The following is a 7,880-nucleotide window of genomic DNA, read 5'->3' on the forward strand; positions in this document are numbered from 1 at the left end:
TCGGTGGTGATCGCCCTCGTAGTCGACGAGCATCCGATAGCGCAGGAATGCGAGATCCGGCATGCCCAGGAACTCGCCGGACGGACCGTAGATCATCGGATTGACCGCGAGGGGCGGGAGGCCGGCCCGCACGAAGCGAAAGCGGAGGGTCGACTCCGGTGGCGAATCGGATCGATCGGTCAGCTCGGGCAGCGCCTCGAGGAGTTTTGCCCCTCCGGCCCGTCCGGCGTACTTCGCGATGGCCGCCTCCAACTCCGCGCGGGAGGCCTGCGGCTGCCGTCGCCAGAGCAGGAAGTCTCCGACACAGACGAGCTCCTCGCAGCTGAGCAGCGGCGCCAGTTCGCACCAGACCCGGGCGGGGGAGGAGGCGAGCATCCCGTGCACGAGCCGCAGATTGGCGGGGTCGATGATCTGCTTGTGGCCGCGGACTCCCGCCGCGCGCACCGATCTCGCGGGGAACGGGACGCTCACGTCGAGCAGCGCATCGTTCCGAAAGCGTGAGGGCAGCGGGATCCGATAGAGTCGCGCGGCCGTCACGTGGGAGAAGAACTGGTCCGGGGACATCCGTACCGCGTAGGCGCGGCACAGTTCGAGCATCCCTGTCTCGATCCGAACGTCCGCCATCTCCGCGATGCTCTCCGCGGAGTCGGTGCGCGGGCGCGGTGGCGCGATCGTCCGCACGCCCCAGAACGGTTTCGCGAGGTCGGCACCCGTCAGGCGGCCACGCCCGAACCCCGCGGAACGGGCCTCGCTCACGGAGAACGGCCTGCTGGCGAAGGGGTCGGGCAGGGGGATGCGCGCGGTCACCCATCGAGCATCGGGGAGGAAGAACGCGTCCGGGGGTGCTCGATGGAAATCTGTCTATCCCCCGAGCGCCCGGACGCTCGTGAGGAGAGGAAGGAGCCCCTCAAGGGACGCAAAAGCACGCTCCCGAGCGGGGGGAAGAGCGAAAGTTGTCCCTTGGCGCGGGCAGGAGGGGCGCGGGCAGGAGGGGCGCGGGCGGAAGGGGCGCGGGCGGAAGGGGGCAGGGGCGGGCGGGGACGAACTACCCGGGCTCCCCGATGCGTTCGATCGCATCCACGATGAGTGCCCAGAACCTCGTGTGGTCGAGGTCGGTCGCGGCATACGTGGTGCAGTCCTCGGGCGCGGGAAAGCGGAAATCGGCCACGGTCATCCCGAGGGTCAGGGTCCCGGCGAGCTCGACATCCAGCGGCACCCGCACCACCCGCATGACGGTCGGGTCGATCACCAGGGCGACGGCACAGGGATCGTGTACGGGCGGGTAGTCGAAGCCCTCCACCTCGCGGTAGCGCTCGGCGAAGAACTCGAGCAGCTCCACCACGAAGCGGGCGGGCCCGGTGCCGATGGCGGCGATCCGCTCGACCACGTCCGGGGTGGCGAGGGCCTGATGGGTGAGGTCGAGCCCCACCATGGTGAGCTTCCAGCCCTCGTTGAAAACGATGTGGGCGGCCTCAGGGTCGATCAGGATGTTGAACTCCGCGGTCGCGCTCCAGTTGCCCTGGTGGCAGCCGCCGCCCATCAGCACAACCTCCTTGACCCGGTCGACGATGCGCGGCTCCTTGCGGGCGGCGATCGCGATGTTGGTGAGGGCGCCGGTGGGCACGAGGGTGATCGTGCCCGGATCGTTCTCCATGATCGTGTTGATGATGAGGTCGACGGCGTGGCGCCCGTCGAGGACGATCTCCGGCTCGGGAAGCACCGGCCCGTCCAGCCCGGACGCGCCGTGGATGGATGCGGCGATCTCCGGCTCTCGCACCAGCGGCCGGTGGGCGCCGGCGGCGAACGGGACGCCCGTGATCCCGGCGATCCTGGCGACGGCGAGGGCGTTGCGGGTGACCTTCTCGATGGTCTGATTGCCGTGCACGGTGGTGACAGCCATGAGCTCGATCGAGGGGTTGCCGTGGGCCAGGATCATGGCGATCGCGTCGTCGTGGCCGGGGTCGCAGTCGAGGATGATCTTGGTCGGCATATTCGTAAGGGTAGTGGCCCGCGCGGTTCGATAGATTTGGGTCATGAACACTGTTCCCCAGGACTACCTCCTGCCGCGCGGCGGCGCGAACATCACCGCACTGCCCAAGGTCTCGCTGCACGATCACCTCGACGGCGGCCTGCGTCCGCAGACGATCATCGAGCTGGCCGACGGCATCGGACTTGCGCTTCCGGAGGCCGAGGCGGATGCGCTGGGCGACTGGTTCGCGGAGAAATCCGACTCCGGCTCCCTCGTCGAATACCTGAAGACCTTCGACGTCACCACCGCGGTCATGCAGACGCGGGAGGGCCTGGTCAGGGTGGCGCGCGACTTCGTCGAGGACCTCGGATCGGACGGCGTGATCTACGGCGAGGTGCGTTGGGCGCCGGAGCAGCACGTCGGCGCCGGTCTCACTCTCGACCAGGCGGTGGAGGCCGTTCAGGAGGGGATCGACGAGGGGATCGACGTCGTCAGGAGCGGGGGAGGCCGCATCCGGGTCGGCCAGCTGGTGAGCGCCATGCGCCACGCCGACAGGGGGCTGGAGATCGCCGAGCTGGCGGTGCGGCACAGGAACAACGGCGTGGTCGGCTTCGACATCGCCGGTGCGGAGGCCGGATTCCCGGCGAGCAACCTGCGGGCGGCCTTCGACTACCTCGCGCAGCACTTCTTCCCCGCCACCGTCCACGCCGGGGAGGCCGATGGGCTGGACAGCATCCGCGGCGCCCTGTTCGACGGACGGGCGCTGCGTCTCGGCCACGGGGTGCGGATCGCGGAGGACATCACCATCGACCGCGAGGACGACGAGAGCACCTACGTCGAGCTCGGCAGGCTGTCGCAATGGGTCAAGGACCGGGAGATCGCTCTCGAGCTGAGCCCGTCGTCCAATCTCCAGACCGGCGCCATCGCCCAGTGGGGCGACGAGCTCATCGATCACCCCTTCGACCTCCTCTACCAGCTCGGCTTCCGGGTCACCGTCAACACCGACAACCGGCTCATGAGCGACACCTCGCTCAGCCGCGAGCTCGCGCTGCTGAGCGAGACCTTCGACTACGACCTGAGCGATCTCGAGGTCTTCCAGCTCAATGCCGCCGCCGCGGCCTTCCTGCCGCTCGAAGATCGAGAAGAGCTCGCCGACCAGATCATGGCCGGATTCGAGCAGGCCTGAGATGGCGCTCCCTCCCCTCCCAGAATCGGCGATCATCCTCGGCGCGGAAGCGGACGACTGGCGCGCCGCCGTGCGTCTTGCGGGCCTCGCGCTGGCGAACTCCGGCGCGGCGAAACCCGGCTACGCGGACGAGATGATCCGGATGATCGACGAGCACGGCCCCTACGTCGTGATCGCCCCTGGCCTCGCCCTCGCTCACGCCCGTCCGGGGCCGGAGGTGCTCGCCGATGGGATCGCGGTGGTGACGCTGGCGACGCCGGTCCCGTTCGGGCATCCGCACAACGATCCGGTGCGGGTGGTGCTCGGTCTGGCGATTCGCTCGATGGCGGTGCACCTGGAGTCCATCGCGGAACTGGCCAATGTGTTCAACGACTCGACGGCCATCCACGACCTCGCCGTCGCGACGACGGTCGAGGAGGTTCAGAAGATCATGGGGGGAACGGCATGAAGATCGTGGCCATCTGCGGAGCGGGGATCGGCAGTTCGGGCATTCTGAAGGTCAACACCGAGCGGGTGCTCGGACGGCTCGGCCTCGAGGCCGATGTCACCGCTGCCCACCTCGACAGCCTTCAGTCGGATGCGGCCGATGCCCAGATCATCCTGACCTCCGCCGAGTTCGTCGAGGCGATCGGCAAGACCTTCGCCGACGTCATCGTGATCGAGAACTACTTCGACACGGACGAGCTGTCGCGCAAGCTGGAGGCGGCGCTCGGCTGATCGAGCAGCCCCCGGATGCCCGCGCTGAGGGCGTCGACGACGCCCTGCGCCGCGGCCTGCCGCTCTGCGGCGGTCCCCTCCGTGCTCGAGGCGTCGATGTACACCTTCACCTTGGGCTCCGTTCCGCTCGGACGGATGATCACCCTCGACCCGTTCTCGAGCCGGATGCGCAGGATGTCGTTCGGCGGGAACCGCTCGAAGCCCTGGGCGAAGTCCTCGATGCGGCTCACCGCCAGCCCGCCGATGGCGGTGGGCGGCGCGGCCCGGAACTCGCCCATGATCCGCGGGATGTCCGCCAGCTCGGTCACCCGGACGGAGATCTGCGCCGAGGCGAACGCGCCGAATCTCTCGGCGAACGCGGCCTGATGCCGATCGAAGGTGACACCGGCCGCCTTGAGCTCGGCGAACAACGCGAGGAACTCCAGCGCCGCGGAGATGCCGTCCTTGTCGCGGACCTTGTCCGGGTCGACGAGGTAGCCGAGGGCCTCCTCGTAGCCGTAGAGCAGGCCCGGCACCCTGGAGACCCATTTGAAGCCGGTCAGGGTGTCCGCATAGGGCAGCCCGTAGTCCGCGGCGATCGCGGCCAGCGCGGGCGAGCTGACGATGGAGGCGGCGAGGGTGCACGCGGTCCCGGCATCCGAGCCCGCCGCGGCCAGCCGTTCCGCGGCGCGCCAGCCGAGCAGCGCACCCACCTCGTTGCCGCTGAGTCGATGCCAGTCTCCCGCGGCATCCGGAACCCCGACGGCCAGGCGGTCGGCGTCCGGGTCGTTCGCGATCACGAGCTCTGCGCCGACCTCCGCGGCGAGGGCGAAGGCCAGGTCGAGGGCACCGGGCTCCTCCGGGTTCGGGAAGGTCACGGTGGGGAACGCCGGGTCGGGCTCGACCTGCTGCAGCACAACGGTCGGCGCGCCGAATCCGGCCTGGACGAAGACGCGATGGGCGGTCTCGTAGCCGACGCCGTGCATCGGCGTGTAGACGACGTTCGGCTTCTCCGCCGGGCGCGCGACCAGCGCAGCGGTTCGACGCACGTACTCGTCGAGCACCTCCTCGCCCGCCGTCTCGTAGTCGGTCGAGCGGGGCAGCTCGAGCACGTTCCGTGTCGAGGCGATCGCCTCGATCTGCGCGGCGATCTCCCCGTCCGCGGGCGGCACGATCTGCGAGCCGTCGTCCTGGCCGCCGAGGTAGACCTTGTAGCCGTTGTCCTGGGGCGGATTGTGGCTCGCCGTGACCATCACGCCGGCGCTGACGCCGAGGTGGCGCACGGCGAAGGCGAGCACGGGGGTCGGCAGGAGGCGGGGCAGGATGATCGCCCGGACGCCGGCGCCTGCCATGAGCTCGGCGGTGTCCCGCGCGAAGACCTGCGAGTTCTTGCGGCCGTCGTAGCCGATGACGACGCTCGGATGCTCGTCCCGCGCCAGCAGATACGCGGCGAGCCCGGCAGCGGCCTGGGAGACGAGCACCCGGTTCATGCGGTTCGATCCGGCCTCGATGCGCCCGCGGAGCCCGGCGGTGCCGAACTCGAGCCGGGTGTCGAACCGATCGTGCAGCTCGGCGAGGGCCGCCTCGTCACCGGCCTCGGCATCCGTCAGCAGGCGGTCGAGCTCGGCGCGGGTCTCGTCGTCCGGGTCCTGGTCACGCCAGGCGCGGGCGGTCTCGATAAGGCTCACAATTCCTCCACAATCCGCGCGAGCAGCGCACTGATCACCGGTTCGGCGTTCCGGCCGGCCTCGAGCACCTCATGGTGGCTCAATGGGGTCTTCTGGATGCCCGCGGCGAGATTGGTGATGAGTGACAGTCCGAGGATCTCCATGCCGGCCTGCCGGGCGGCGATCGCCTCGAGCGCGGTCGACATGCCGACGATGTGACCGCCGATGGCCTTCGCCATCTGCACCTCTGCCGGGGTCTCATAGTGCGGGCCGCGGAACTGCGTGTAGACGCCCTCGTCCAGGCCAGGCGCGACCCGCCGCGCGATCGCCCTGAGCCGCGCGGAGTAGAGGTCGGTCAGGTCGACGAAGGTCGCGCCCTCGAGGGGCGAGTCCGCGGTGAGGTTGATGTGGTCGCTGATGAGCACCGGCGTTCCCGGACGCCACGTCTCGCGGATGCCGCCGGCCCCGTTCGTGAGGATCATGGTCGTCGCCCCCGTCGCCGCCGCGGTGCGCACGCTGTGGACGACCCGGCGCACACCGTGGCCCTCGTAGTAGTGGGTTCGTGCGCCGATCACGAGCGCCCGTTTGCCGCCGGGCAGCAGCACCGAGCGGAGCGTCCCGACGTGCCCGACCAGGGCGGGCCTGCTGAACCCGGTGATCTCGTCGGCCGGAATGGTCGCGGTCGTCTCGCCGATGAGGTCGGCCGCCTTGCCCCATCCGCTGCCGAGGGTCAGGGCGATGTCGTGGTGCGGCACGCCGGTCCTCTCGGCGATCTGCGCGGCGGCGGCGGCGGCGATCTCGAAGGGATCGGCGGTCGGGTCGTCGAGCGGGTGCGAGGGGGTCGTGGGCATCCATCCACTCTATTGGGGAGTGTGGCTTTCTCGCGGGCCGGATCCGATCGGGGCCGGGGGAGCGGTTTGGCCGCCCCTCAGCCCTACGGGACAATGGGACTTATGGCCTATGAATTCGAGCGCAAACAACGTATATCAGTCGTCGGCGGTGGGCCTGGTGGCTACGAGGCGGCGCTGACGGGTGCACAGCTCGGGGCCGAGGTCACCGTCGTCGAACGGATCGGGGTCGGCGGCTCTGCCGTGCTCACCGACGTCGTCCCCTCGAAGACCCTCATCGCGACCGCTGAGGCCGCGAACGCGATCGGGGAGGCGGCCGACCTGGGTGTGCAGTTCTTCACGAGGGGGGAGAACGGCCATCCGGTGCGCCCCGATGTCGCGGTCAACCTGGCCGCCGTCAATCAGCGACTGCTGCGTCTGGCCAGGCAGCAGTCCGAGGATATGAAGTCCCGCCTGATCAAGGCGGGGGTGCGGGTGGTCCAGGGCGAGGGTCGTCTGGACGGACCGAACCGCGTGATCGTCTCGACGGGCAAGGGCAAGGCCTCGAGCGACTTCGACGAGATCGAGGCCGACACGATCGTCGTCTCGGTCGGCGCGAGCCCGCGCATCCTGCCGTCGGCCAAGCCGGACGGCGAGCGGATCTTCACCTGGACCCAGCTGTACACGCTGCAGGAGACGCCCGAGCACCTCATCGTCGTCGGGTCCGGTGTGACCGGCGCCGAGTTCGCGTCGGCGTTCACGGCACTCGGCTCGAAGGTGACCCTGATCTCCAGCCGCGACCAGGTTCTGCCCGGCGAGGACGCGGATGCCGCCAGGGTGATCGAGGACGTCTTCAAACGGAACGGCATGACGGTGCTCTCCAAGTCCCGGGCGGAATCGATCACCCGCACGAAGGACGGTGTGCTCGCCACGCTGTCCGACGGCCGCACGATCGAGGGCAGCCACTGCCTCATGGCCGTCGGATCGGTGCCGAACACCGCGGGCATCGGCCTCGCCGAGGCGGGCGTGCAGCTGACCGACTCCGGGCACATCCGGGTGAATCGAGTGGCCCGCACCTCGATGCCGTCGATCTATGCGGCCGGAGACTGCTCCGACTTCCTGCCCCTCGCATCCGTCGCCTCCATGCAGGGGCGCACGGCCGTCTTCCACGCCATGGGGGATGCGGTGACCCCGACGGAGCTGCGCAACGTCACCTCCAACATCTTCACCCAGCCGGAGATCGCGACCGTCGGCTGGTCGCAGAAGCAGATCGAAGACGGGGTTATCCAGGGCGAGATCTACAAGATGCCGCTCGCCTCCAATCCGCGCGCCAAGATGATGGGCATCCGGGAGGGGTTCGTGAAGCTCTTCGCCAGGACCGGCTCCGGCACGGTCATCGGGGGAGTGATCGTCGCGCCTCGGGCATCCGAGCTCATCCTGCCGATCGCCATCGCCGTCGAGCACCGCCTGACGGTGGACCAGGTCGCCCGCGCCTTCGCGGTCTACCCCTCCCTCTCGGACAGCATCACGGACGC

At 69.5% G+C, this 7,880-nt stretch carries 8 protein-coding genes; 4 read left to right on the top strand and 4 right to left on the bottom strand.

All coding sequences use genetic code 11. From position 1 onward, the window contains the following. On the bottom strand, positions 1-807 hold an 807-nt coding region (locus VGC18_RS10220; RefSeq protein WP_331096938.1), incomplete at its 3' end, for a hypothetical protein. Between the two features lie 238 nt (positions 808-1,045). Beyond that, entirely contained in the window at positions 1,046-1,990 is a 945-nt protein-coding gene (locus VGC18_RS10225) for a nucleoside hydrolase (protein ID WP_331096940.1), read from the bottom strand. Positions 1,991-2,033: 43 nt separating this feature from the next. Here VGC18_RS10225 and VGC18_RS10230 point away from each other — a divergent pair, with 43 nt between their 5' ends. The 3 genes from VGC18_RS10230 to VGC18_RS10240 are packed head-to-tail and all read left to right on the top strand — an operon-like array spanning position 2,034 to position 3,872. Next, positions 2,034-3,155 carry an adenosine deaminase gene (locus tag VGC18_RS10230; RefSeq protein WP_331096942.1) on the top strand — a complete coding sequence of 374 codons (1,122 nt, stop codon included), beginning with the start codon at positions 2,034-2,036 and terminating at the stop codon, positions 3,153-3,155. A 1-nt stretch (position 3,156) separates the two neighbouring features. Then, positions 3,157-3,603: a PTS sugar transporter subunit IIA gene (locus VGC18_RS10235; protein WP_331096944.1), complete on the top strand. Its 447-nt coding sequence runs from the start codon at positions 3,157-3,159 to the stop codon at positions 3,601-3,603. Continuing rightward, positions 3,600-3,872 (top strand): PTS sugar transporter subunit IIB, encoded by a 273-nt coding sequence (locus VGC18_RS10240; RefSeq protein WP_331096947.1) that lies wholly within the window; start codon positions 3,600-3,602, stop codon positions 3,870-3,872. Before VGC18_RS10235 ends, VGC18_RS10240 begins: the two co-directional genes overlap by 4 nt. Here VGC18_RS10240 and VGC18_RS10245 read toward each other — a convergent pair. Both VGC18_RS10245 and VGC18_RS10250 read right to left on the bottom strand, forming a co-directional pair. Further along, positions 3,821-5,539 (bottom strand): phospho-sugar mutase, encoded by a 1,719-nt coding sequence (locus tag VGC18_RS10245; RefSeq protein WP_331096949.1) that lies wholly within the window; start codon positions 5,537-5,539, stop codon positions 3,821-3,823. The genes VGC18_RS10240 and VGC18_RS10245 overlap by 52 nt on opposite strands. Next, a complete protein-coding gene (locus tag VGC18_RS10250; protein WP_331096951.1) occupies positions 5,536-6,369 on the bottom strand; it encodes a purine-nucleoside phosphorylase in 834 nt (277 codons plus the stop codon). The genes VGC18_RS10245 and VGC18_RS10250 overlap by 4 nt, the downstream gene beginning before the upstream one ends. 102 nt (positions 6,370-6,471) lie before the next feature. On the opposite strand from VGC18_RS10250, the gene VGC18_RS10255 reads away from it, so the two are divergent. Continuing rightward, positions 6,472-7,880, top strand: a 1,409-nt coding sequence (locus tag VGC18_RS10255; RefSeq protein WP_331096953.1) for an NAD(P)H-quinone dehydrogenase, incomplete at its 3' end; no start/stop codon positions are given.

This window comes from Lacisediminihabitans sp., assembly GCF_036404185.1.
GTDB lineage: Bacteria > Actinomycetota > Actinomycetes > Actinomycetales > Microbacteriaceae > Lacisediminihabitans.